This is a genomic window from Tsukamurella serpentis, from assembly GCF_054780975.1.
The window spans coordinates 745,924-767,851 of the sequence record NZ_BAAGVH010000002.1; the positions used below are offsets into that span (position 1 = coordinate 745,924).

At 68.6% G+C, this 21,928-nt stretch carries 22 protein-coding genes and 4 tRNA genes; 16 read left to right on the top strand and 10 right to left on the bottom strand.

The annotated features are described in order from the left end of the window. The first annotated feature begins 307 nt into the window (after positions 1–307). The 10 genes from ACYVHG_RS06015 to ACYVHG_RS06060 are packed head-to-tail and all read left to right on the top strand — an operon-like array spanning position 308 to position 10,613. Positions 308–1,042, top strand: a complete 735-nt coding sequence (locus tag ACYVHG_RS06015) for an MlaE family ABC transporter permease (RefSeq protein ID WP_461166932.1) — start codon at positions 308–310, stop codon at positions 1,040–1,042. A gap of 3 nt (positions 1,043–1,045) precedes the next feature. Beyond that, positions 1,046–1,882 carry an MlaE family ABC transporter permease gene (locus ACYVHG_RS06020; RefSeq protein WP_461166500.1) on the top strand — a complete coding sequence of 279 codons (837 nt, stop codon included), beginning with the start codon at positions 1,046–1,048 and terminating at the stop codon, positions 1,880–1,882. Continuing rightward, positions 1,882–3,213 carry an MCE family protein gene (locus tag ACYVHG_RS06025; protein ID WP_461166501.1) on the top strand — a complete coding sequence of 444 codons (1,332 nt, stop codon included), beginning with the start codon at positions 1,882–1,884 and terminating at the stop codon, positions 3,211–3,213. The genes ACYVHG_RS06020 and ACYVHG_RS06025 overlap by 1 nt, the downstream gene beginning before the upstream one ends. Continuing rightward, a complete protein-coding gene (locus tag ACYVHG_RS06030) occupies positions 3,210–4,301 on the top strand; it encodes an MCE family protein (protein WP_461166502.1) in 1,092 nt (363 codons plus the stop codon). The genes ACYVHG_RS06025 and ACYVHG_RS06030 overlap by 4 nt, the downstream gene beginning before the upstream one ends. After that, the gene (locus ACYVHG_RS06035; RefSeq protein ID WP_461166503.1) at positions 4,298–5,356 is read left to right on the top strand and encodes an MlaD family protein; all 1,059 of its coding nucleotides are present in this window, start codon (positions 4,298–4,300) and stop codon (positions 5,354–5,356) included. Before ACYVHG_RS06030 ends, ACYVHG_RS06035 begins: the two co-directional genes overlap by 4 nt. 17 nt (positions 5,357–5,373) lie before the next feature. Continuing rightward, positions 5,374–6,741, top strand: coding sequence for an MCE family protein (locus ACYVHG_RS06040; protein ID WP_461166933.1), 1,368 nt, complete (start codon positions 5,374–5,376; stop codon positions 6,739–6,741). Then, positions 6,738–7,955, top strand: a complete 1,218-nt coding sequence (locus ACYVHG_RS06045) for an MCE family protein (RefSeq protein WP_461166504.1) — start codon at positions 6,738–6,740, stop codon at positions 7,953–7,955. The genes ACYVHG_RS06040 and ACYVHG_RS06045 overlap by 4 nt, the downstream gene beginning before the upstream one ends. After that, entirely contained in the window at positions 7,952–9,214 is a 1,263-nt protein-coding gene (locus ACYVHG_RS06050; protein WP_461166505.1) for an MCE family protein, read from the top strand. Before ACYVHG_RS06045 ends, ACYVHG_RS06050 begins: the two co-directional genes overlap by 4 nt. Next, positions 9,211–9,894, top strand: a complete 684-nt coding sequence (locus ACYVHG_RS06055; RefSeq protein ID WP_461166506.1) for a hypothetical protein — start codon at positions 9,211–9,213, stop codon at positions 9,892–9,894. Before ACYVHG_RS06050 ends, ACYVHG_RS06055 begins: the two co-directional genes overlap by 4 nt. Beyond that, complete coding sequence (locus ACYVHG_RS06060) at positions 9,891–10,613, top strand: hypothetical protein (protein WP_461166507.1); 723 nt, start codon at positions 9,891–9,893, stop codon at positions 10,611–10,613. The genes ACYVHG_RS06055 and ACYVHG_RS06060 overlap by 4 nt, the downstream gene beginning before the upstream one ends. Here the strand turns inward: ACYVHG_RS06060 and ACYVHG_RS06065 are convergent. From ACYVHG_RS06065 to ACYVHG_RS06090, 6 genes are all read right to left on the bottom strand, one after another. Next, positions 10,600–11,037, bottom strand: coding sequence for a B-4DMT family transporter (locus ACYVHG_RS06065; RefSeq protein WP_461166508.1), 438 nt, complete (start codon positions 11,035–11,037; stop codon positions 10,600–10,602). The two genes, ACYVHG_RS06060 and ACYVHG_RS06065, sit on opposite strands and share 14 nt — an antisense overlap. 169 nt (positions 11,038–11,206) lie before the next feature. Next, positions 11,207–11,283, bottom strand: a tRNA-Phe gene (locus ACYVHG_RS06070). 46 nt (positions 11,284–11,329) lie between these two features. Then, positions 11,330–11,406, bottom strand: a tRNA-Asp gene (locus ACYVHG_RS06075). A 24-nt stretch (positions 11,407–11,430) separates the two neighbouring features. Continuing rightward, positions 11,431–11,503 (bottom strand) — tRNA-Glu (locus ACYVHG_RS06080). 270 nt (positions 11,504–11,773) lie between these two features. Beyond that, positions 11,774–11,846: transfer RNA gene (locus ACYVHG_RS06085), tRNA-Lys, on the bottom strand. Between the two features lie 38 nt (positions 11,847–11,884). Then, a complete protein-coding gene (locus ACYVHG_RS06090) occupies positions 11,885–12,301 on the bottom strand; it encodes a VOC family protein (RefSeq protein WP_461166509.1) in 417 nt (138 codons plus the stop codon). A 101-nt stretch (positions 12,302–12,402) separates the two neighbouring features. On the opposite strand from ACYVHG_RS06090, the gene ACYVHG_RS06095 reads away from it, so the two are divergent. Next, entirely contained in the window at positions 12,403–13,629 is a 1,227-nt protein-coding gene (locus ACYVHG_RS06095; protein ID WP_461166510.1) for a glycosyltransferase, read from the top strand. Here the strand turns inward: ACYVHG_RS06095 and ACYVHG_RS06100 are convergent. The 4 genes from ACYVHG_RS06100 to ACYVHG_RS06115 all read right to left on the bottom strand — a co-directional run bounded on the left by ACYVHG_RS06100 (position 13,543) and on the right by ACYVHG_RS06115 (position 17,809). Next, entirely contained in the window at positions 13,543–14,613 is a 1,071-nt protein-coding gene (locus tag ACYVHG_RS06100) for an ABC transporter ATP-binding protein (protein WP_461166511.1), read from the bottom strand. The genes ACYVHG_RS06095 and ACYVHG_RS06100 overlap by 87 nt on opposite strands. 53 nt (positions 14,614–14,666) lie before the next feature. After that, positions 14,667–15,983, bottom strand: a complete 1,317-nt coding sequence (locus ACYVHG_RS06105; protein ID WP_461166512.1) for an ABC transporter substrate-binding protein — start codon at positions 15,981–15,983, stop codon at positions 14,667–14,669. Positions 15,984–16,049: 66 nt separating this feature from the next. Next, complete coding sequence (locus ACYVHG_RS06110) at positions 16,050–16,853, bottom strand: carbohydrate ABC transporter permease (RefSeq protein ID WP_461166934.1); 804 nt, start codon at positions 16,851–16,853, stop codon at positions 16,050–16,052. A 23-nt stretch (positions 16,854–16,876) separates the two neighbouring features. Continuing rightward, positions 16,877–17,809: a carbohydrate ABC transporter permease gene (locus ACYVHG_RS06115; protein ID WP_461166513.1), complete on the bottom strand. Its 933-nt coding sequence runs from the start codon at positions 17,807–17,809 to the stop codon at positions 16,877–16,879. Positions 17,810–17,991: 182 nt separating this feature from the next. Here ACYVHG_RS06115 and ACYVHG_RS06120 point away from each other — a divergent pair, with 182 nt between their 5' ends. The 5 genes from ACYVHG_RS06120 to ACYVHG_RS06140 are packed head-to-tail and all read left to right on the top strand — an operon-like array spanning position 17,992 to position 21,899. Next, a complete protein-coding gene (locus tag ACYVHG_RS06120) occupies positions 17,992–18,270 on the top strand; it encodes a hypothetical protein (protein ID WP_461166514.1) in 279 nt (92 codons plus the stop codon). Then, positions 18,267–19,205: an ABC transporter ATP-binding protein gene (locus ACYVHG_RS06125; RefSeq protein ID WP_461166515.1), complete on the top strand. Its 939-nt coding sequence runs from the start codon at positions 18,267–18,269 to the stop codon at positions 19,203–19,205. The genes ACYVHG_RS06120 and ACYVHG_RS06125 overlap by 4 nt, the downstream gene beginning before the upstream one ends. Beyond that, complete coding sequence (locus tag ACYVHG_RS06130) at positions 19,202–20,077, top strand: ABC transporter permease (RefSeq protein ID WP_461166516.1); 876 nt, start codon at positions 19,202–19,204, stop codon at positions 20,075–20,077. Before ACYVHG_RS06125 ends, ACYVHG_RS06130 begins: the two co-directional genes overlap by 4 nt. Then, positions 20,074–21,246 carry a sensor histidine kinase gene (locus ACYVHG_RS06135; RefSeq protein WP_461166517.1) on the top strand — a complete coding sequence of 391 codons (1,173 nt, stop codon included), beginning with the start codon at positions 20,074–20,076 and terminating at the stop codon, positions 21,244–21,246. The genes ACYVHG_RS06130 and ACYVHG_RS06135 overlap by 4 nt, the downstream gene beginning before the upstream one ends. Then, positions 21,243–21,899, top strand: coding sequence for a response regulator (locus ACYVHG_RS06140; protein ID WP_461166518.1), 657 nt, complete (start codon positions 21,243–21,245; stop codon positions 21,897–21,899). The genes ACYVHG_RS06135 and ACYVHG_RS06140 overlap by 4 nt, the downstream gene beginning before the upstream one ends. Positions 21,900–21,928 lie beyond the last annotated feature (29 nt).

Sequence of the window (21,928 nt, forward strand, 5' to 3'; positions counted from 1 at the left end):
AGTTCACGTACAGTTTCCGGGACGCGGGCGTTCACAGCACCTGCGATTGCAGATGCATCGACATCGTCCCGGCCGCGGCACGGTCGTTGCGGTCGCGAATCCGAACCGGTGGCCGGCGATCCTCAGCGAACGTGTGGTTAAGGCTCACCTACCGCTAATCTACCCATGCTCCGAGGAGGCTCGGGGTACGGCAACGACGCCTCGCGGCGTCACCGTGCAGACAGCAGTGTGAGGGTCCGTGTCGATCATTCAATCCGGCGTCGCCAAGGTCGCGCAGGGCAGTCTCTCGGGACTGACCCAGGTCGGCATGATCTTCCAGCTGTTCGCGAGCATCGTCCGCAACACCTTCCGCCGCCCGTTCCAGTTCCGCGAGTTCATCGAGCAGTCCTGGTTCATCGCGAGCGTCACCATCCTTCCCACCGCCCTGGTCGCGGTCCCGTTCGGCGCGATCGTCTCGCTGCAGACCGGATCCCTGATCGGCCAGCTCGGCGCCGAGAGTTTCACCGGCGCGGCCAGTGTGCTCGCGGTGGTCCAGCAGGGCGCCCCCGTCGTGACCGCACTGCTGGTGGCGGGCGCCGCCGGTAGCGCCGTCTGCGCCGATCTGGGCGCCCGCACGGTCCGTGAGGAGATCGCCGCGATGGAGGTGCTCGGCATCGATCCGGTACATCGCCTGGTGGTTCCCCGTGTCCTGGGAATGATGCTGGTCAGCGCCTTCCTCAACGGTCTGGTGTCCGTGGTCGGTGTGGTCGGCGGCTACTTCTTCAACGTGGTCCTCCAGCACGGCACCCCCGGCGCCTACCTGGCGTCCTTCTCGGCCCTGGCCCAGCTCCCGGACCTGCTGGTCGGCGAACTCAAGGCGCTGGTCTTCGGCCTGATCGCCGGTGTCGTCGCCGCGTACAAGGGCCTGCATCCGGGTGGCGGCCCCAAGGGCGTGGGCGACGCGGTGAACCAGTCCGTGGTGATCACCTTCCTGCTGCTGTTCTTCGCGAACATCATCCTCACCGCGGTGTACCTGCAGATCGTCCCGGCGAAGGGCTCGTAGACCATGGCGAACTTCACCTACCGTGCCCGCCGCGCCGCGCAGGCCCCCCTCAAGGTGCTCGACGGTGCCGGCGAGCAGATGTCGTTCTACGCGCGCTCGATCGGCTTCATCCCGCAGTCACTGCGGCGCTACCCGAAGGAGGTCGGGCGGGTCCTGGCCGAGGTTGCCTTCGGCAGCGGCGCCCTGGCCGTGATCGCCGGCACCGTCGGCGTGGTCCTGATGCTGTGCGGTTTCACCGGCGTCGTGGTCGGCCTGCAGGGCAATGCCGCACTACAGCAACTCGGCGCGTCGGTGATGACCGGCTTCCTCTCCGCGTACGTCAACACCCGTGAGCTGACTCCGCTGGTCGCCGCTCTGGCGATGTCGGCGACCGTCGGCTGCGGTTTCACCGCGCAGCTCGGAGCCATGCGCATCTCCGAGGAGGTCGACGCCCTCGAAGCGATGGCGATCCCGTCGATCGCCTTCCTCACCGCGACCCGCGTGATCGCCGGCTTCATCGCCGTGATCCCGCTGTACATCGTGGGCCTACTCGCCTCGTACATGATGACGAGGTTCGTCAACACCACCCTGCTCGGGCAATCGACCGGCACCTACGACCACTACTTCAACCTGTTCCTCTCACCAGCGGACGTGTTGTGGTCCTTCGGCAAGGTGCTGGTCTTCGCGTTCGTGCTGGTCCTGGTGCACTGCTATTACGGCTACCACGCCTCCGGCGGTCCGGCCGGTGTCGGTGTGGCGGTGGGGCGCGCGGTGCGTACCTCCCTGGTGGCGATCGCGCTCCTCGACTTCTTCCTCAGCCTCGCCATCTGGGGCACCACGACCACGGTGAAGATCGCCTGATGCGCACGCTCAAACGCCGCCTGCTGGGACTGGCCTTCTTCGGTGTGTGCGCCCTGTTCCTGTTCGTCACCATCGGCAAGTACCAGCAGCGTTTCGAGACCTTCACCTGGGTCGATCTGGCGACCGACACCGCCGGCGCGTCACTGCCCGTCAACTCCGAGGTCCGGGCCCGCGGCGTCGAGGTGGGGACGGTGCGCGAGGTCTCGGTCCGGGACGGCCGGACCGTGATCCGGATGGGCCTCAAGCCCGAGCAGGCCCGTCAGATCCCGGGTGAGGTGACCGCCCGGATCCTGCCCAAGACCCTGTTCGGCCAGCGTTACGTGGCGCTGCAGGTGCCCGCCGGACAGGGCGGTACCGGCACAGCGGCGGCGTCCTCGCTGCGTGACGGTGCCACCATCAGGACCGACACCTCGGGCAATGCGACCGAGCTCAACCAACTTTTCGACAAGCTGCTGCCGTTGCTGCGCGCGGTCCCGCCTGAGGATCTCAACGCCACCCTGGGTGCGCTGTCGAACGCACTGTCCGGCAACGGCCAGAAACTCAACACCACGCTGGCGCAGTTCGACACCATCTTCACCCGGGTCAACGCGGTGATGCCCGATCTGCAGTCCTCACTGCGCTCGCTGGCCACCGTCACCGACACCTATTCCGATGCGCTGCCCGATCTGATCACCGCGCTCGACACCTTCCGCACCACCAACAACACGGTGGTCTCCGGCAAGCAGGCCTTCCACGCCTTCTGGACCTCGGTCGCCGACGGTGCCGGGCGCACCGCGGGCCTGCTGGAGGCGAACCGGTCCGAGCTGGTCACCGTGGCCAACAAGTCGCACACCACGCTGAGCATTCTGGCCCGCTACTCCCCCGAGTTCGGCTGCACCTTCGAGCGCTTCGCGACGCTCCTGCCCGAGGCCAACCGCATCGTCGGCCAGAACACCAACCAGCCCGGTGCCCGCATCTCGATGATCATCGCCAACTCCCGTGGCCGGTACCTGCCCAATCAGGATGAGCCGCGCTGGTTCGACGACCGCGGCCCGGCCTGCTACACCAGCCCCATCAAGCCGTCGCCGGGCTACGCCGGGGGTCCGTACGCCGGCGGCGCGTTCTCGCCGCCGTCGAGCAACCCCGGCCCCCAGGACGACCGCTTCCAACTGCCCGAACCGAACATCTCCGCACCGTCGCCGATGCCCACCGCGTCGGTCGCCGCGCAGAACTCCCGCGCCACCCGCGCCGCGTTCGGCGCCGCGTCCGGGATGAACGGCAACGACGTGCCCGAATGGCTGACCGCCGCATTCATCCCCGCCCTGGTGGGTAAGGAGGTGGAGATCCGATGAAGCCGCTCACCGGACCACTGCTCAAACTGATCGCCTTCGCGGTGATCACCGCCACCGCGACCGGCCTGCTGGGCGCGTCGATCGCCCAGTTCGACTTCTCCTTCGCCCGCTCCTACCACGCGATCTTCTCGGACGCGACGATGGTGCAGTCCGGCGACGAGGTGCGGATCGCCGGAGTGCGCGTCGGCCAGGTCACCGGTGTCACCGTGCACGAGCGCGGGCAGGCCGACGTCGCCTTCAACCTCACCGACCGCGACTCCCTCCCGGCCACCGCGACCGCCGCGCTGCGGCTGAAGAACCTGGTCGGGCAGCGGTACCTGGAGCTGATGCAGGCGCCCACCGAGGAAGAGCCCGTCCGGGGCGGCGCGCGCACGTCCCCGTACCGCCCGGGCGACACCATCGGCATCGAGCGGACCCGTCCCGCGGTGAACCTGACCGACCTGTTCAACGGCTTCCGGCCGCTGTTCAAACAGCTCACCGCCGACGACGTGAACAAGCTCTCGAACCAGATCATCACCGTCTTCCAGGGACAGGGCGGCACCGTCAACGATCTGCTGGTCAACACCTCCTCGCTGACCAACACCATCGCCGACAAGGACCGCGTGATCGGTGAGCTGATCACCAACCTGACCAAGGTGCTCGGCACGATCAACGAACGCGACGAGCAGTTCACCGCACTGCTGACCACCACCCAGCAGCTGATCTCCGGTCTGTCGCAGGACCGCGGCGCGATCGGATCGTCGCTCGGCTCCCTGGCGAGCCTGACGACGGTGACCGAATCGATCCTCACGCCCACGCGCGGCGCGATCAAGGACGACGTCGCCGCACTCAAGCAGCTCACCGACAAACTCAACGGCCGCAGCGCCGAGGTCAAGCAGACGCTGAACTTCCTGCCGGAGAAGATCGAGGCGGTGGGCCGGCTGGCCTCCTTCGGCGGCTGGTTCCAGTTCTACCTGTGCGGGGTGGACCTGGTGGCCGGTACCGGTAAGGGCGACAACCTGGCGCTGGCGATCGACATCCCGTCGGTGAACCAGCCGGTGTACACCAACACCGCCACGCGGTGCTACCGGGACGGGAACCCGCGATGACCGAATCCACCTCCGAGCACAGCACCGGTTCCGGGGAGCGGCGCCGCGGGCAGCACCGCTCGCCGTTGCAGACCGGCGCACTGGGCATGGTGCTGCTGTTGATGGCCACCGCGTCCGCGTTCTTCATCGACCGGCTGCCGCTGATCGGCGCCGGCACCACCTACACGGCCCTGTTCAGTGAGGCCGCGGGCCTGCTCCCGGACAACGAGGTGCGGGTCGCCGGGGTCAAGGTGGGCACCGTCGAGGACGTCGATCTGGACCTGCAGGCCGCGAAGGCCCGGGTCACCTTCCGGACCAAGGACGTGTGGCTCGGCGAGAACACCTCGGCCAGCATTCAGATCAAGACGGTGCTGGGCCAGAAGTTCCTCGCTCTCGAACCGCGGGGGACGCAGCGCCTGGACCCGAAGAAGCCGATCACCGACACCACCTCGCCCTACGACGTGGTGGCCGCGGTCTCCGATGCCAGCTCCACGATCGACAAGACCGACACCAAGCGTCTGGCGCAGTCGATGCAGTCGCTCGCCGACGCCTTCCGGCAGACCCCGCCGAACGTGCGTGAATCGCTGACCGGGATCACCCGCCTGTCGGAGACGATCAACAAGCGCGACGAGGATCTGCAGCGCCTGCTCACCGAGACCGGCAAGACCTCGAAACTGCTGGCCGACCGGACCGAGAACTTCCGCAAACTGATCTCCGACGCCGGTGCGCTGCTGAGCACGCTGAACCAGCGGCAGGACGACATCACCCGCCTGCTGGACACGGTGCAGTCGCTCTCGACCACCCTGACCGGGATCGTGCGGGACAACGAGCAGCAGATCGGCCCGGCGCTGACCTCGCTGCGCCAGGTGGTGCAGTTGCTACAGGACAACAAGCAGAGCCTGCAGAGCACGATCACACTGCTCGCGCCGTTCTACAAGGTGTACAGCAATGTCTTCGGCAACGGCCGCTGGCAGGAGTCGGTGGTCACCAACCTCACCCCGCCCGGCCTGCCGGTGATCCCCGGTAGCCGCGCCCCGATCCGGGGCGACTTCCTGACGAACGGAGGCCGCAGGTGACCCTCCAGAACCGGATCATGGGACTGAACCCGCGCCGGGTCGCGATCCTCGCCGCCCTGCTGGTGGCGGTGGTGGTGATCGCGAGCGGCGGCTGGTGGCTGGCGCGGTCGCTGGGCGCGACCCGGGTGACCGCCTACTTCGACCGCGGCGTGGGCATCTACGCCGGCTCCGACGTGCGGATCCTCGGCGTCAAGGTCGGAGAGATCGACGAGGTCACCCCCGAGCGGGATCGGGTGCGGGTGCAGCTGAGCGTCGACCGCGGCGTGCAGCTGCCCAAGGACCTGTGGGCCGCGCAGGTCACCCCGTCGGTGATCTCGGACCGCTACGTCCAGTTGCTGCCCGCCTACACCGGTGGTCCCACCACCAGCAGCGGTGCGATCCTCGGGCAGGACCGCACCATGACCCCCGTCGAGATCGACCAGGTGTACGCCTCGATCAGCACTCTGGCCAAGGCCCTCGGGCCCGACGGTGCGAACAGGGCCAAACCCGGCGAGGACGGTGCGCTCACCGAACTGCTCGACGTCTCGGCGCAGAACCTGGCCGGCAACGGACAGGCCATGGCCGATGCGATCGCCGGGCTGTCCAAGGCGAGTACCACCCTGTCGAACTCGCGCGGCAACATCGCCGCCACCGTCAAGGGCCTGAACACCTTCGTCACCATGCTGGCCGAGAACGACAAGCAGGTGCGCACCTTCAACACCCAACTGGCCGATCTCACCAAGTACCTCGCCGGTGAGCGGGAGGACTTCAGCAAGGCACTGAACCTGCTGGCCACCGCACTCGGTGATGTGGGCGCCTTCGTCCGCGACAACCGGGAGTCCCTGAGCTCGAACGTGCGCGGTCTGACCGAGGTGACCAAGGTGCTCAACGACACCAAGACCGCGCAGGCGCAGATCCTGTCGTACCTGCCGGTCGCTGCGAGCAACCTCAACCAGGCCTACGACGGCGAGACCGGCACCCTGAACCTGCGGCCGAATCTGCCGGATCTGCAGGACCCGCTGGGCACCATGTGCAAGATGGCCGATCTCGGCAAGCTGATGCCGGGCAATCCGCAGTTCGCGCAGATCAGCCTCACCCTGGGCCCCCTGCTCGCGCAGTGCTCGAATCTGGCGAAGCAGATCACCGACGGTGTCCGCACCCCCACGCTGAACCTGCCGCTGGGCATTCTCTCCGGCACCAACCTGCAGCGCGCCCCGGTCCCCGGGACGGTGCCCGGTCGCACGGCCCCGTCGGTCGACGGTGTGTTGCCGCCCACGCCGGCGGGAGCGGGTAGTGCTCCGGAGCCCTCGGCGGCACCGTCGGCGCGGCCTTCGGCATCAGCCGGCGCGCAGCCGTCGGCACCGGTTCGGTCCGCGGCACCGTCGACCTCAGGAGGTGCCCGATGACCCCGATGCCCCCAGCGACCCGGGCGACCCCGGCGAAGCGCAGGCTGCTGGCCGCCGGTGCGCTGGCCATGAGCTCGGTCCTGCTCAGTGCCTGCGGGGGGATCTACTCGATCCCGCTGCCCGGCGGACCGTCGCTCGGTGACCGCCCGACCACGCTGCACCTGCAGTTCGCGAATGTGATGGACCTGGTGCCCGAATCGTCGGTGCGGATCGGTGGCGCCACCGTCGGGAAGGTCGAGTCGATCGGCTTGGCCGATGACGGCTGGACCGCCGACGTGGTGGTCAAGGTGCGCGACGGTGTGAAGGTCCCAGTGGACACCCGCGCCGTGATCGAGCAGTCGAACCTGCTCGGCGAGAAGTACGTCACCCTGGTCTCCTCGGGGGGATCCGAGGGCGCGGCCATGCAGAGCGGCGCGACCGTCCGGGCGGCATCGAACAAGACCAATGCGTCCGTCGAGCAGGTGCTCGGGGTGCTGTCGCTGGTGCTCAACGACGGTGGCGTCGGGCAGCTCAAGCCGATCGTCGACGAGCTGAACACCACGCTGGCCAATCCGCAGCAGGTGCGCTCGCTGATCACCCAGACCGATCGCCTGATCGAGGGCCTGAACAAGCAGCGTTCGGACATCACGGCCGCGATCGACGGGGTGGCCAGGCTGTCCGAGCGGGCCGCCGGGCAGACCACGCAGATCAGCCGGATCCTGGCGGAGTTGCCCCGGGGCACCGCGATCCTCAATGAGCAGCGGCCGCAGATCATCGAGATGGTCCGCCAGCTCGACCGGCTCGGCAAGGTCGGTACCGAGGTGCTGTCGAAGTCGCAGCGGGAACTGATCGAGAACCTGCTGGCGCTGCGTCCGACGTTGCGGGCGCTGGCCGGCGCGGCGGACGACATCGTCACCGCGCTGCCGTTCGTCGCCACTTTCCCGTTCCCGGACGCCGGTGTCGACGCGATCAAGGGCGATTCGATGAACCTGTTCATCTCCCTGGACACCCGCCTGATCAACCAATTGGAGGCGCTCGGCGCGGGCGCCGGCCCGAAGGTCCCGGTGGCCCCGAAGTACGGGCCCGGTGCGGGCCGGCCGGCGGGCTCCCCCACCTCGGCGGCGGCTTCTGCACCGCCGTCGGCGCGGGCTTCAGCTCCGGCGTCGGCGCCTGCTTCAGCTCCGGCTTCAGCGCGCACGTCGGCACCGGCGCCGGCACAGGGAGGTTCCCGATGATCCCCACTCTGCAACGCCGCCAGTTGCTCGCCTTCGCGGTGCTGGCCGTGGTGGGCATCGCCTTCGTCGGTGCGCAGTACGCCCGGATCGACAAGATGCTCGGATTCGGTGTGTACACCGTGAAGGTGATGCTCAAGGACTCCGGCGGCATCTTCACCAATGCCGAGGTCACCTATCGGGGCACCCCGGTCGGGCGGGTCGGGCAACTGCGCCTGGTGCCTGAAGGGGTGCAGGTCGATCTGCAGATGGACTCCAGCCGCCCGACGGTGCCGGACGACGTACAGGCCGTCGTCGCGGAGCGCTCGTCGATCGGTGAGCAGTACATGGACCTGGTGCCCAGGAAGCTCCCCGAGGGCGGGGCACCGTCGAACCAGGTCCTCAGGGACGGTTCCACGATCCGAGATGCGCGCACGCAGGAACCGATCGAGGACTTCCTCAAGCACGTCACGGTGCTCAGTGAATCGGTGGACCCGGCGAAGCTCAAGACCGTGGTCACCGAACTGTCGGTGGCGCTCGGCGGGAACGGCCAGAACCTGCGGGCACTGATCGAGTCGCTGTCGCGGCTGGCGCAGACCGGCACTGAGACCCTGGACCCGACGGTGTCGCTGATCAGCAACGGTCGTACCGCGCTGGCGACACAGGCGCAGCAGTCCTCGGCGATCCGGCAGTGGGCGGACAGCCTCAAGGTGGTGACCGCCACGCTGGCCGGCAGCGACGCCGATGTGCGGCGCCTGCTGCAGACCGGCAACCTCTCGTCGACGCAGCTCAGTGCTCTGGTCCAACAGGCCGGCGGCGATGTGACGAAGGTGGTGCACGATCTGGCGGCGCAACTGACCGCAGTGGATCCGGTAGCGCCGAATCTCAAGCAGATCCTGATCCTGTTCCCGATGATCGCGGCCGGGGCGTTCGCCACCTCGCCGGGCGACGGCCTGCTGCACTACGGTGTGGTCCTCGAAGTGAACAACCCGCCGGCGTGCACCGTCGGCTACGAGTCGACGCAGAAGATGATCGACGAGATCAAGAAGCAGAAACCGGATTTCGACGTCACCCGTGATCCGTTCCCGTTCAACACCGAGGTCGGCTGTGACGTTCCGCAGGGCAACCCGACCGGGGTGCGCAGCGCCGACCGCGCCCGGTACGCGGACCCGCGGGTGTCCCAGCCGTGGGACTCCAAGCCCAAGGTCGGGGCGCCGGACCGGCTGGACCTGGGGCCGGTGGCCAAGGCTGCGGCGACCATCCTGGGAGGTCACCCGAAGTGAGTATCCGTTCGAGATCGACGTCGCGGTTGGCACTGCCACTGATCGCCCTCGCGGTGGCCCTGATCGCCGCGATCGTGGTCGGCGTGCTGTGCTGGAATCAGTATTCGGAGCGTTCGCGTGCCGCCTCCCGGGACGCCGCGGTCGACGGTGCCCGGCAGGCGATCGTGGATGTCCAGACCTTCGACACCGCGAACATCGAGGGCACACTGAACCGGATCGGTTCCGCGATGACCGGCGACCTGCGCAAGCAGTGGGACGATCAGGATCGCGCTTTCACCGAGGATCGGATGAAGGAGCGCAGCGAAGCCGGGTTCCGCACCGAGCCGATCGTGGTGGCCAGTTCCCCCACCGAGGTCGATACCTCCGCCGGCACCGTGAAGGTGCTGGTCTACATGGTTCAGAAGTTCTTCATCGGCGGCAAGGAGAACAAGGACGCCTACCGCTGGACCTACCTGATGACGATGTCCGAGGTGGACGGCCGGTGGAAGGCGTCGGCGATGACCCCGCTGCAGGAGGGCGGCAAGGTGGGATCCGCCGATCCGGCGCAGCCGGGCTCCGCTCCCGCGCCCACCGCCGGGCCGGCCCCCGAGCCCGCACCGGCTCCGGCACCGGCTCCGGCACCGGCACCGGCACCGGCACCGGCACCGGCACCGGCACCGACTGAGGGAGGCACGCCGTGACCGACGAGGCGAAACCCGAGAACACCGACGAGGACAAGACCGTCAAGCGGCGACCCGTGGCGCGCGGCACCTCCCTGCGCCGTCCGGCGTCCGGTGATGCGGACCGCTCGGAGAAGACCGACCTGCCGGAGTCCCCGGGAAGTGCCCGGGAGGCCGCCGAGCCCGCTGAGGGCGCTGAGGGCGCTGAGGGGGACGCCCGCGCAGAGGCACCGTCGGGCCGGGGTGACCGGCTGCGGATCGGGATCCTGGCGGCTGCGGCGCTGCTGGCGATACTGGCGATCGTGGGCGGCGTGCTGCGCTTCGTGGTCGGCCCGGTGGACAACCGGGCCTATGTCGATACCGAGCTGACCTCCCAGGTGACCTCCGTCGCCCGGCAGGCCGCGAAGCAGATCTACACGATCGACATGAACGATCTGGGGCCGTGGGAGCGCAAGCTCGGCGACGTACTCACCCCCGGCATGGTGGACGAGGCGAAGAAGCTCGGTACCGCGATCACGCAGGCCGCGGGCGCACTCAAGGACGTCAAGGTCAAGGTCGACGATGCCGACCTCACCGCCGGGGTGTCGCTGGCCCGTGCCGATCACGCCGAGGTGCTGCTCAACATCACTCAGCAGGCGACGGCGCAGGGCGTGCCGGTGGCCACCTCGCAGTCACCGATGAAGTTCGTCCTGGACCGTTTCGACGGTGTCTGGAAGATCTCCTCGATCACGCCGCTGTAGCGGCGCGCTTGGCTCCGATCCGACGCCCCACCACGGTGCCCGCGGCTGCGGGGACGATCACCAGCAGGGTGCTGAAGCAGGCTCCGATCACCAGCTCGAAGGGCAGTGAGCTCTGTCCGATGCCGGGGAGCGCCCAGGTGCCCAGTGCCCAGCAGATCGCGCCGGAGAGCACTCCGGCGAACACGGCCGCCTTGAACCAGCGGCCCACCAGGTCGATCCCCTGGTCGGCGACGGGGTAGCGACGAGCGTCTGTCAGCCCGTCGAAGCCGCCGAAGAAGGCCGCTACCGCCACCACGACGGCGACGGCGCCGAACCGCTGCGCGGTGCCGGACATCGGGTGGGCGACGATGCCCCAGGCCAGTGCGCAGCGCACGATGACCTGCACGACTGCGAGGATCACGCCGCGAATGAGCCAGGGTTTCATGGAGGGAATCCTACCCACGCCCCGGTGCATCCCCGCACTCGCGTCGCAGCGTCGCGGACCACGACACCGGCCTGCTCGTCTCGGGTCCTACCTGCGGGCCCCAGCCGGACCACAGGCCGGACCGCACCTGATGCGAAGACAAGAAAACCCCCAGCGGACTGGGGGTTTCTGGTGGCCAGGGCCGGGATCGAACCGGCGACCTTCCGCTTTTCAGGCGGACGCTCGTACCAACTGAGCTACCTGGCCGACCGGTGCCGGCGCTGCCGTCACCGCCGAGTTGAGACAACTCGGATGGCGACCCTGACGGGACTCGAACCCGCGACCTCCGCCGTGACAGGGCGGCGCGCTAACCAACTGCGCCACAGGGCCATATAAAATTGTCGTCTTACGACGTACCCCCTACGGGATTCGAACCCGCGCTACCGCCTTGAAAGGGCGGCGTCCTAGGCCACTAAACGAAGGGGGCTCGCTTCGGGCGACTCGAAGCCGCTCTCCGCACCGCTTCCGTGTTCCGTTGGGAGCTGGGATAGCTTATGGCACATCCCCCCGAACTCCCAAATCGCCTGGTCAGACCCCGGAAACCGGGACCAGTGCGCGACGCTGTCGGCACCGGACGCTCACCACCGGTTTCCGCGATCAGTTCTGACAGTTCATAACGTTGCAACGACATGAGGAGTCGGAAGTGATCGCGGGAACGCGCGGGTCGACAGTTCACCGGCGCATCAGGAAGGTTTTGTACCCCCCGTGGGACTCGAACCCACAACCAGCGGATTAAAAGTCCGATGCTCTGCCAATTGAGCTAGGGGGGCGCCGCGGAAATCCTAGCAGCGGCCAACCCCGCCAACCACTACGGCGCCGTGGCGTTGACCATCCAGTGCACGCCGAAGCCGTCGACGCACATGCCGAAGGTGTCACCCCAGGGCGCCTTGGCGAACGGCACCGTCACGGTGCCGCTACCGGAGAGCTTCTCCCACCAGCCGGTGAGCTTGTCGAGATCGTCACCGGAGAGCGAGATGGAGACGTCGTCACCGACGGTGCGCGGCATCCCGGCGGGGGTGTCGGCGGCCATCAGGGAGAGCCCGTCGGGGGTGGAGAGGAAGCCGTGCATCACCTTGGTGACATCGGCCGGGTCGGTGAGCATGTGCTCGGGCATGCCCTCGAAGGTGGAGATCTCCAGCTCACCGCCGAAGACCTCACGGTAGAACTCGAGCGCTTCACGGGCGTTGTCGGCGAAGCTGATGTACGGGTTCAGGCGAACGGTCATACCTGACGATTGTGCTCCTCGGCACCGACGAGTACACACAGTTCGCCCAACCGACTCCGCCTGTTCACCGTCGCGACCTCCCCCGCAGGCAGCCTGACGGGATGCAGTCCATGCACATCGTCCAGCTCGCGAACTTCTACGGGCCCCGCTCCGGCGGTCTGCGCACCGCCGTCGATCAGCTGGGCGCGGGCTACGTGGCACACGGACACTCCGCCACCCTGGTGGTCGCCGGTCGCGAGCACGCCGACGAGGTGCTCTCCTCCGGGGTCCGCCGGATCACCGTCCCGGGGCGCCGCTTCTTCCGCGTCGAGGGCTACCGGGCGGTGAGCCCCTTCCTCATCCGGCGCCTGCTCCCCCAACTCGCCGCCGACAGCCTGGAGGTCTCGGACCGACTGACCCTGCGCGGTATGGGGCCGTGGGCCCGAGCGCACGGCATCGGTTCGATCATGATCAGCCATGAACGTCTGGACCGGATGATCGAGTTGGGCGCACCACCCGCCGTCGCCACCTGGGCCTCGGACGTGGCGAACCTGGGCACCGCCCGCAGTTACGACACCGTCGTCTGCACCACGGCCTTCGCCGGCGAGGAGTTCGCCCGGGTCCAGGCACCGAACGTGGCGACGGTGCCGCTCGGCGTCGATCTCGACACCTTCCGCCCGGCGCGCGCCACCGACGCCGCGCGCAGCCGCTGGGCACGCGGCGCAGACGTTCTGCTGGTCCAGTCCTGCCGGCTGTCGATGGAGAAGCACCCGGCCCGCGGGATCGAGGTCCTGCGGGCGCTCCTGGCCGACGGCGTCCGGGCTCACCTGGTGGTCGCCGGCGGCGGCGCCATGTCCGACGAGCTCAAGCGGCAGGCCGCCGGCCTGCCGGTCACCTTCACCGGGCACGTCACCGACCGCGGCGCGCTCGCCGATCTCCTGGCCTGCGCCGACGTCGCGATCTGCCCCGGGCCGCACGAGACCTTCGGACTGAGCGCGATGGAGGCGCTGGCCTCGGGCACCCCGATCGTGGTCTCCCGCAACAGCGCCCTCGCCGAGGTCACCCGCGCCGATTGCGGTCTCCCCGCGGCCGATACCGGTTCCGCGTTCGCGACCGCGGTACGCGCGGTGCTGGCCCACGGTGACTACGCCGCCGCGGCCCGCGCCTGCGCCGAGCAGTACACCTGGGACCGTGCGGTGCAGACCATGCTGGAGCTGCACCGGCGCACCGCGCAGCGGCGCTGGTTCCTGCGCGGTGGCCGCTCAGCGCAGCCGGTCTCCCGACTCCGCGTGGAAGAACAGCGCCTGCGACGCCGCCGGGACCAGGCCGGCCTCCTCGCCGGCTCGTAGCTCGGTCGCCCGGTCCACCCGCGCCACGACGGGCTTGTCCTGCCCGTCCACGGTCAGGTACACCAGCGCCTCCGCGCCGAGCTCCTCCACCAGGACCACGGTGCCCGCCACGGCGCCCGGCGTCTGCGGCGGGGCCACGTCCAACGCCTCGGGGCGCAGGCCGACGGTGACCGTCTCCCCGGTCTCGACGGTGCGCGGCACCGGCACCACCGCACCGGCGAGCTGCGCACCGGCGTCGGTGCGGCGCACCGTCAGCAGGTTCATCCCGGGTGATCCGAGGAAGCCCGCCACGAAGGTGTTCACCGGATCGTCGTAGAGCTCACGCGGTGCCGCGACCTGCTGCAGCAGACCGTCTTTGAGCACCGCCACCCGATCACCCATGGTCATCGCCTCGACCTGATCGTGGGTGACGTACAGCGTGGTCACCCCGAGCCTGCGCTGCAGGGCGGAGATCTGCGATCGGGTCGAGACCCGCAGTCGCGCATCGAGGTTCGACAGCGGCTCGTCCATCGCGAAGACCTTGGGATGGCGGACGATGGCCCGCCCCATCGCCACCCGCTGCCGCTGCCCGCCGGACAGCCGCGCGGGCTTGCGGTCGAGCAGCGGTTCGAGCTCCAGCATGGCGGCCGCCTCCGCCACCTGCTTGGCCGTGTCGTCCTTGGACACACCGGCATTGCGCAGCGCGAAGCCCATGTTCTGCGCCACCGTCATGTTCGGGTACAGCGCGTAGTTCTGGAAGACCATGGCAACGTCACGCTTCTTCGGCGAGACCGAGGTCACGTCGACGCCGTCGATCAGGATGCGGCCGTCGGTCACCGCCTCCAGCCCCGCGAGGGCCCGCAGGCTGGTGGACTTCCCGCAACCGGAAGGCCCCACCAGAACCACGAACTCACCGTCGGCGATGTCCAGATCGAGTGCCGACACCGAGGGACGGTCCGTCCCCGGGTACTGCACCGACGCACCGTCGAAACGCACCGTTGCCATGATCTTCCCGTCTTCCCTGACTCGTGGTTCCTACGAAACCGATACCGCGGGTGCTACTTCGGCAGCTTCGGCTTGATCTGCGAGTCGATCTTGCCCTGGATCGTCTTCTGCAGTGCCCCGAGCACGGCTGCGGCGTCACCACCGGTCGCGATCTGCTGCAACGCCTGGCCGATGTCACGGCCACCGCCGGGCACGAAGACGCGGGCGTTGTCCTGGACCCGGGTGTGCGGCAGCTGCTTGACCGCGGTGCCGAAGTTCGGGTTCTTCTCGATGAAGGCCTTCATCGACGGGTCCTCGGCAGCGCCCTTACGGACCGGCATGTACCCGGTGCCCTGGGAGAACTTCGAGGTGTTCGCGGTGTTGGTGAGGAACTCGATGAACTTCACCGCGGCCTTCTTGCGATCCTCGGAGATGTCGGCGGCCACCGCCACACCGGCACCGCCGGTGGGGCAGGACTTGCCCTGGGGGCCGGGCAGGAAGGCGGTGCCCAGCTCGAACTTCGCGGTGGTGCTGATGGTCTTGAGCGAACCGGTGGACTGCAGCGTGACCGCCGCCAGGCCCGCACCGAAGTCGTTCTCCGGCTTGCTGGTCAGCCGGCCCCACTTGCCGATGACCTCCTTGAGCTGGTTCGCCGCCCCGATCGACTCCGGCGTGGTGAACTTCAGGTCCCAGCCGTCGGAGTAGGCGCCACCCTTGGACCAGTTCCAGCCCTCGAAGACCCAGTCGATGTAGTTCGCCGAGTCGGCGAGCACGATCGCCTTCTTATCGCCGCCGATCGCCTCCTGGATCTTCGGGGCCCAGGTGACGAACTCGTCCCAGTCCTTGGGGCCGCGGTCCTCGAGTCCGGCCTTCTTCCACACGTCCTTGTTGTAGTAGAACAGCGGCGTCGACCGGGCGTACGGCACGGCGTAGTGCTTGCCGTCGAACTTGGTGTCGGCGAGCAGCGAATCGACGTAGTCGGCGGGCTTGAGTCCGGCACCGGAGAACAGGTCGTCGAGCGGGGCGATCTGCTTGTTCAGCGCGAAGTTGAACCAGGTGACGTCGGAGACCACGATGATGTCGGGCTTGGCGCCACCGGAGAGCGCGGTCTGGAACTTCTGCGCCACCTCCTCGTAGTCCTTACCGCCGTCGAGCAGTTCGACCTTGATGCCGGAGTTGGCCTTCTGGAAGGCGTCGATCAGCTCCTGCTCGATCGCCTTGGAGCTACCCGGGTGGTTGGACAGGAACCGCAGCGTGATGTCGCCGCCACCCCCACCTGCGGAGTTCGACGAGCCGCTGCCCGAGCTGCCGGAGCCCGAGCAGGCGGCCGCCAGCGCCGCGGTGGCGGCGAGTCCGGTCGCGAGGAATCCGCGTCTAGTGAAGTCGGCCATTGTTTTCTCCCTTGGGATTTCGAGTTTCAGTGTTCAGAACGACGGTGTGATGAGTTGCGGTCCCGGTCAGCCCTTGACTGCGCCGGAGGTGAGGCCCTTGATCATCTGCCGCTGCAGGATCAGGAAGACGATGAGCATCGGCAGCGCGGTGAGCAGGGTGGCCGCCATGACCGGCCCCCAGTTCACGCCCTGCTCGGTGTTCTGCAGCAGGGTCAGGCCCACCGGCAGCGGGGCGACGGCCGCGTTGTCGGACATCAGGAACGGCCACAGGTACTCGTTCCATTCGTTGACCAGCGTGATCACCGCGAAGGCCACCATGGTGGGGATGGAGATCGGCAGGATCACCCGGAACAGCAGCCGCAGGTGACCGGCGCCGTCCATCCGGGCCGCCTCCACGATCTCCTTGGGCAGCGAGAGGAAGTGGTTGCGCATCAGGAAGGTGCCGAAGGCCACGCCCGCGAGCGGAACGATGATGCCGAAGAAGGTGTTCCGGTAGTCGGCCATCAACGCGTAATTCGAGATGACGGTGATCTGGTTGGGCACCATCAGCGCCGAGATGACCACCAGGAACAGCAACCTCTTCAGCGGGAAGCGCAGGAAGACCAGTGCGTACGCGGTGCTCACACCCAGGACGAACTTGATCGATCCGGTGACCAGGGTGATGATCGCCGAGTTCCGCAGGTACCGCCAGTACGGGATCTCCTGCGTCACATAGCTGTAGTTGTCCGGGTACCAGCTCGGCGGCCACCAGGTGGCCGGCGAGATGAAGATGTCCGGCCGGTCCTTGAACGAGGTGATGAAGATGAAGTACACCGGTACCGCCACCAGCAGCACCGTCGCCACCATGCCGAGGTAGCCGAGGATCCTCATACCGCTGCCGGAATGCGCTGCGCTCACTTGTCGTCCCCCCGGTCCATCATCCGCACCTGCACCACGGTCACGATCAGCAGTACCAGGAACATGATGGTGGCGATCGTGGCTCCGTAACCGGCGCGCTGATTGCGGAAGGTCTGCCAGTAGATGTCGAAGACCAGAGTGGTGGTGCCGCCCTGCGGGCCACCGTCGGGGAACATGATGTTGAGGATGTCGAAGACCTGGAGGCTGTTGAGCAGCACGGTGATCGACAGGAAGTAGGTCGCCGGCCGCAACTGCGGCAGCGTCACCCGCCAGAACTTGCGCCAGGCGGGCGTCCCGTCGATCGCGGCGGCCTCGTCGAGATCCTTGTTCAGGCCCTGCAGCGCGGCGAGGTAGATCACGAAGGTGTAGCCCAGGTTCTTCCAGATGTAGGTGAAGGTCACCAGGAACAGCGCCCAGCCCGGCTGCTGGTAGAAGTCCGGGCTCTCGATCCCGAACCAACCGAGGATCGAGGCGGCGGCACCGAACTGCGGGTTGAACACGAAGTAGAAGGCGGCGCCGATCGCGGCACCGGAGATCACGAAGGGCGCGAACACCGCCGACCGGACCAGGTTGCGGCCCTTGAGGTTCTGATCGAGCAACATTGCCAGCGCCAGCCCCAGGACCATGGAGAGGATCACCGCGCTGATCGTGAAGATCAGGGTCACGGTGACCACCTGCCAGCTCTCCGCCTTGGAGAAGAACTCGCGGTAGTTGTCCAGCCCGATCCACTTCGCCGGCTCCGAACTGGCCAACGACCAGTCGTTGAGGCTCAGCCACACGTTGTCGAGCAGTGGACGGTAGGTGAAGACGGCCAGCAACACCAGGTTCGGCACCACGAACAGCAGGAACAGCAGATTGTCCTTGGGTACCAGATTGGCGGCCAGCCCCGTCTTGGGTGAAGGCTCCACCCGTTCGGTCGCGGCGGTCACTGCCGTAGCGTGCTGCACTCGCGCGTCCGGCGCACGAAAATTCGGCAAAAATCCGGTAACGAGTTCGTGATGTCACGGGTATCACGGGTATGACAAATGTCACCGGCCGCTGATGACAACCGCTCCGCAAGAGCTGACAGCGGGCACTACAGCCGGGCCGGAAGCCACGCGAAGCTCGAAGCATGAACGTCAACGACCTGCACTCCGGCCATCCACCACAGCGATCTCCGGCACCGTCGAAGGGCGGACTGCACGACTTCCTGGTCGACTCCCTGCGGTTCGGTCCGGCACCCACCGCCGCCCGCGAGCGCGCGGTCCAGATCGCGACCGTCGTCATCGTGGCGCTGGCGATGTTCCTGCTGCAGCCGCCACCGGTCCTGGTGGCGATCGTCATCGCCGCGATCGCCCTGCAACTGGTCGTCCGACTGGTGCTCGGCCGGCGCAGGTGGAGCCGGCGATGACCGGCCCGGTGATCGAGGCCACCGGCCTGCGTCGCAGCTACGGATCGGGGGCGGGCGCCTTCGAAGCGGTCCGCGGGATCGACCTGCGGGTCGAGGCCGGCGAGGTCTTCGCCCTACTGGGCACCAACGGCGCCGGTAAGACGTCCACCCTGGACCTGCTCGAAGGGCTCGCCGAGCCCAGCGGCGGCGAGCTCGCCGTCTTCGGTCTGGACCCGCGCACACAGCGCCGCCGGGTGCGGCCGCTGTGCGGGATCATGCTGCAGTCCGGCGGACTGCCGGCCGAGCTCACCGTCCGCGAGACCCTGGACATGTGGCGGGGCACCTGCACGAACCCCACCACCACCGATGCCGTACTGGACCGAGTGCGGCTGACCGACCGGGCGGATGTGCGGGTGCGGGCCCTCTCCGGCGGTGAGCAGCGCCGTGTCGACCTGGCCTGTGCCCTGATCGGGCAGCCGCGACTGCTGTTCCTGGACGAGCCCACCACCGGCCTGGACCCGGAGAGCCGGCGCGCCACCTGGCGCCTGCTCGCCGACCTCAAACGCGAGGGCGTGACGATGGTGCTCACCACGCACTACCTCGACGAGGCCGAGGCCCTCGCCGACCGGATCGCGATCATGCACCGCGGCACCGTCGCCCGGCTCGGCACACTGCGCGAGATCGTCGAGGGCCATCCCGCGCAGATCGCGCTCGACGATCCGGCCGTCCCGCTGCCGCAGCTCTCCTCACCGTGGGACACCGGCACCGACGGGCGGGTGGTGCTGCGCACGCACCGTCTGCAGGCGGACCTGCACGCCCTGCTCGACTGGGCCGCCGGACGCGGACTCGCGCTCTCCGGACTCTCCGCCGAGCACCCCTCCCTGGAATCGGTCTTCCTGTCCGTCGCGGACGAGGCCCATTCCGATTCCCCCGAGCCGATCGGAGCAGCACAGTGACCCCGAAGACCGCGAAGGCCACGCATACCCCGGAGCCCGCGATGGCCACCCCGGCCCCCGACACCGCACCGGCACCCGTCGCCGGATACGGGCGCCGCCGCCTTCGGGCCCTGGCCCGCGCCGAGTACCTGCAGTTCCGGCGCAACAAGACGCTGCTGTTCATGGGCACCGTCTTCCCGATCGGGATGCCGATGCTGCTGTTCTTCGTCGCCCGTGGCGACGGTGCCCCGAAACCGCTGGGCGTGGCGATCACACTGGAGACGTTCGCCCTGATGGCGCTGCTGATGGTGCAGTACTACTCGGTCCTGTCGATGGTCACCACCCGGCGCTCCGAGGGGGTGCTCAAGCGCCTGCGCACCGGGGAGTCGTCGGATCTGCAGATCCTCGCCGCACCCGCGGTGCCCGGTGTGATGTTGACCCTGATCGGCGCGGTGGTGGTGTGCGCGGTGATCTACGGCTCGGGCGGCCCGCTGCCGGTCAATCCCCTGCTGATGGTCGCGGCCCTCCTCGCGGGCCTGGCGATCTTCACGCTGCTGGCGCTGGCCACCAGTGCCATGACCAAGAACGCCGAAGCGGCGCAGATCACCTCGATGCCGGTGATGGTGCTGTCCATGGCGGGTATGGCGAACCTGCGCCAGCTCATGCCCGATCGTCTCGGAACGCTGGCCGATCTGACCCCTTTCGCGGCGGTCTCCGATCTCATCCGGCTCGGGCAGGCGGGGCTGGCCCCCACCTCCCCCGACGACGCCGCGCCGCTCGACTTCGCCGCCACCTTCACCGAGGTGGGCCGTCCGCTTGCCACACTGGCGGTATGGACGGTGATCGCGCTCATCCTCGCCAAGCGGTGGTTCCGCTGGGACGATCGCGGGTGATCCCCGCGCCCGTCCAGCGGGCCGCCCGCGGGTGGCGGACGATGTCCGGCCCCGACAAGTACCGTCTCTACACCCGGCTGATCCTGCAGAGCGTGCTGATCTTCGTGGTCGTGATGGTGTTCATCGGCGGAGCCCGGACCTGGCCCACCATCGGAGTGATCGTCGCCGGCCTGGCGGCGATCGCGGGGATCGAGGCGCAACCCGATCTCGCCCTCCTGGCCTCGGCCGCGCAGCGCCGTCTGGCGTGGCGGTTCGCCGTGGCCGGCGCCGTCACCGTCTGGCTGACCTCGGTGATCGTGGCGCAGGTCGCCGATCCCGAGACCGGACAGGACGCGGCGGTCGCCGCCTCCACCACGTTCCTGATGGCCTCGGTCGGGGTGATCCCGTTCCTCCCCGGCCGCTGGATCATCCTGATCGCCGGCGCGATCGCCACCAGCGCGGCGACCCACGGCGGCTTCGCACCGCGGGTGCTGATCGTCCTCATCGCGCTGGGCACGTTCTTGCTGTGGACCACCCGCAGCACCGCCTGGGGTATGCGGGTGCTCGCCGAACTGGAGGACGGCAAACGCGCCGCCGCCGAACTCGAGGTGGCCCAGGAGCGCCTGCGGTTCTCCCGTGACCTGCACGACGTGGTGGGCCGTGCGTTCTCCGCGATCGCGGTCAAGAGCGAACTGGCCGCCACCCTGACCAGGTCCGGAGCCGCCGACCGCGCCGCCGCCGAGATGGACGAGGTGCACGCGCTGGCGGTCAGCTCCATGGAGGACGCCCGCGCACTGGTCCGCGGCTACCGCGGGATCGATCTGACCACCGAGGTGGCCGGTGCCCGGTCGCTGCTCGCGGCCGCCGGGTGCGAGCTGCGGGTGATCGGCGAACCCACGGACGTTCCGGCCGCGTTGCACGAGGCCGCCGCGTGGGTGGTCCGCGAGGGCACCACGAACATCGTCAAACACTCCTCCGCCTCCCAGGCCGTGCTCACCCTCAGCGGCACCGGCCTGGTTCTGCGCAACGACGGTGTCCCCCTCCGGGACGGCCCGGCGTCGGGGGCCGGCTCGGGGATCGAGGGCCTGCGCGGGCGGCTGTGTGCCCCGGGCGCCCCGGGCGCCGCACTCGCCACGGCCCGTGACGGGTCCGAGTTCACCCTGTCCGCGACCTGGGAGGATGCCCGATGACCAGTGGTGATGCGATTCCTCCGCCCCCTGTCATCGAGGTGGTGATCGCCGACGACGAGCACCTGATCCGCACCGCGGTGGCCGCACTGCTGGAGCTGGAACCGGACATCACCGTCGCCGCCGAGGCCGCCTCCGGCACCGAGCTGATCGCGCTGTGGGACCGGCGGATCGCCGAGGGTCGCCCGCCCGCGGTCGCCGTGATCGACCTGCAGATGCCCGGCCCGGACGGCATCGACACCGCAGCGCATCTGCTCGAACGCACCCCCGGCGCGGCGACGATGATCGTCACCAGCCACGGCCGGCCCGGCTACCTCAAACGCGCGCTGGCCACCGGCGTCCGCGGCTTCCTGCCCAAGACGGTGCCCGCCGCCACCCTGGCGCAGGTGATCCGCACCGTCGACGCCGGCGGGCGGTACGTCGACCCGGAACTGGCGGCGGAGGCGATCAGTGCCGGTGATTCACCGCTCACCGCCCGGGAGGCCGACGTCCTGGAGTTCGCGGTCGACGGTGCCTCGATCGAGGAGATCGCCAAGCGGGCGCACCTCAGTCCGGGCACCACCCGCAACTACCTGTCGTCGGCGATGGCGAAGCTGGGGGTCTCGAACCGGTACGAGGCCGCGGTACGCGCCCGTGAACACGGCTGGATCCTGTGACCGATGTCCCCAGACAGATGTCCCCATTT

What these genes read in the sequence shown, in the direction of transcription:
- ACYVHG_RS06140 (WP_461166518.1), top strand. Translation starts at nt 21,243, where the DNA reads ATGACCAGTGGTGATGCGATTCCTCCGCCCCCTGTCATCGAGGTGGTG.
- ACYVHG_RS06120 (WP_461166514.1), top strand. Translation starts at nt 17,992, where the DNA reads ATGAACGTCAACGACCTGCACTCCGGCCATCCACCACAGCGATCTCCG.
- ACYVHG_RS06110 (WP_461166934.1), bottom strand. Translation starts at nt 16,853, where the DNA reads ATGAGGATCCTCGGCTACCTCGGCATGGTGGCGACGGTGCTGCTGGTG.
- ACYVHG_RS06045 (WP_461166504.1), top strand. Translation starts at nt 6,738, where the DNA reads ATGACCCCGATGCCCCCAGCGACCCGGGCGACCCCGGCGAAGCGCAGG.
- ACYVHG_RS06090 (WP_461166509.1), bottom strand. Translation starts at nt 12,301, where the DNA reads ATGACCGTTCGCCTGAACCCGTACATCAGCTTCGCCGACAACGCCCGT.
- ACYVHG_RS06040 (WP_461166933.1), top strand. Translation starts at nt 5,374, where the DNA reads ATGGGACTGAACCCGCGCCGGGTCGCGATCCTCGCCGCCCTGCTGGTG.
- ACYVHG_RS06020 (WP_461166500.1), top strand. Translation starts at nt 1,046, where the DNA reads ATGGCGAACTTCACCTACCGTGCCCGCCGCGCCGCGCAGGCCCCCCTC.
- ACYVHG_RS06015 (WP_461166932.1), top strand. Translation starts at nt 308, where the DNA reads ATGATCTTCCAGCTGTTCGCGAGCATCGTCCGCAACACCTTCCGCCGC.
- ACYVHG_RS06100 (WP_461166511.1), bottom strand. Translation starts at nt 14,613, where the DNA reads ATGGCAACGGTGCGTTTCGACGGTGCGTCGGTGCAGTACCCGGGGACG.
- ACYVHG_RS06025 (WP_461166501.1), top strand. Translation starts at nt 1,882, where the DNA reads ATGCGCACGCTCAAACGCCGCCTGCTGGGACTGGCCTTCTTCGGTGTG.
- ACYVHG_RS06125 (WP_461166515.1), top strand. Translation starts at nt 18,267, where the DNA reads ATGACCGGCCCGGTGATCGAGGCCACCGGCCTGCGTCGCAGCTACGGA.
- ACYVHG_RS06105 (WP_461166512.1), bottom strand. Translation starts at nt 15,983, where the DNA reads ATGGCCGACTTCACTAGACGCGGATTCCTCGCGACCGGACTCGCCGCC.
- ACYVHG_RS06030 (WP_461166502.1), top strand. Translation starts at nt 3,210, where the DNA reads ATGAAGCCGCTCACCGGACCACTGCTCAAACTGATCGCCTTCGCGGTG.
- ACYVHG_RS06050 (WP_461166505.1), top strand. Translation starts at nt 7,952, where the DNA reads ATGATCCCCACTCTGCAACGCCGCCAGTTGCTCGCCTTCGCGGTGCTG.
- ACYVHG_RS06095 (WP_461166510.1), top strand. Translation starts at nt 12,403, where the DNA reads ATGCAGTCCATGCACATCGTCCAGCTCGCGAACTTCTACGGGCCCCGC.
- ACYVHG_RS06035 (WP_461166503.1), top strand. Translation starts at nt 4,298, where the DNA reads ATGACCGAATCCACCTCCGAGCACAGCACCGGTTCCGGGGAGCGGCGC.
- ACYVHG_RS06065 (WP_461166508.1), bottom strand. Translation starts at nt 11,037, where the DNA reads ATGAAACCCTGGCTCATTCGCGGCGTGATCCTCGCAGTCGTGCAGGTC.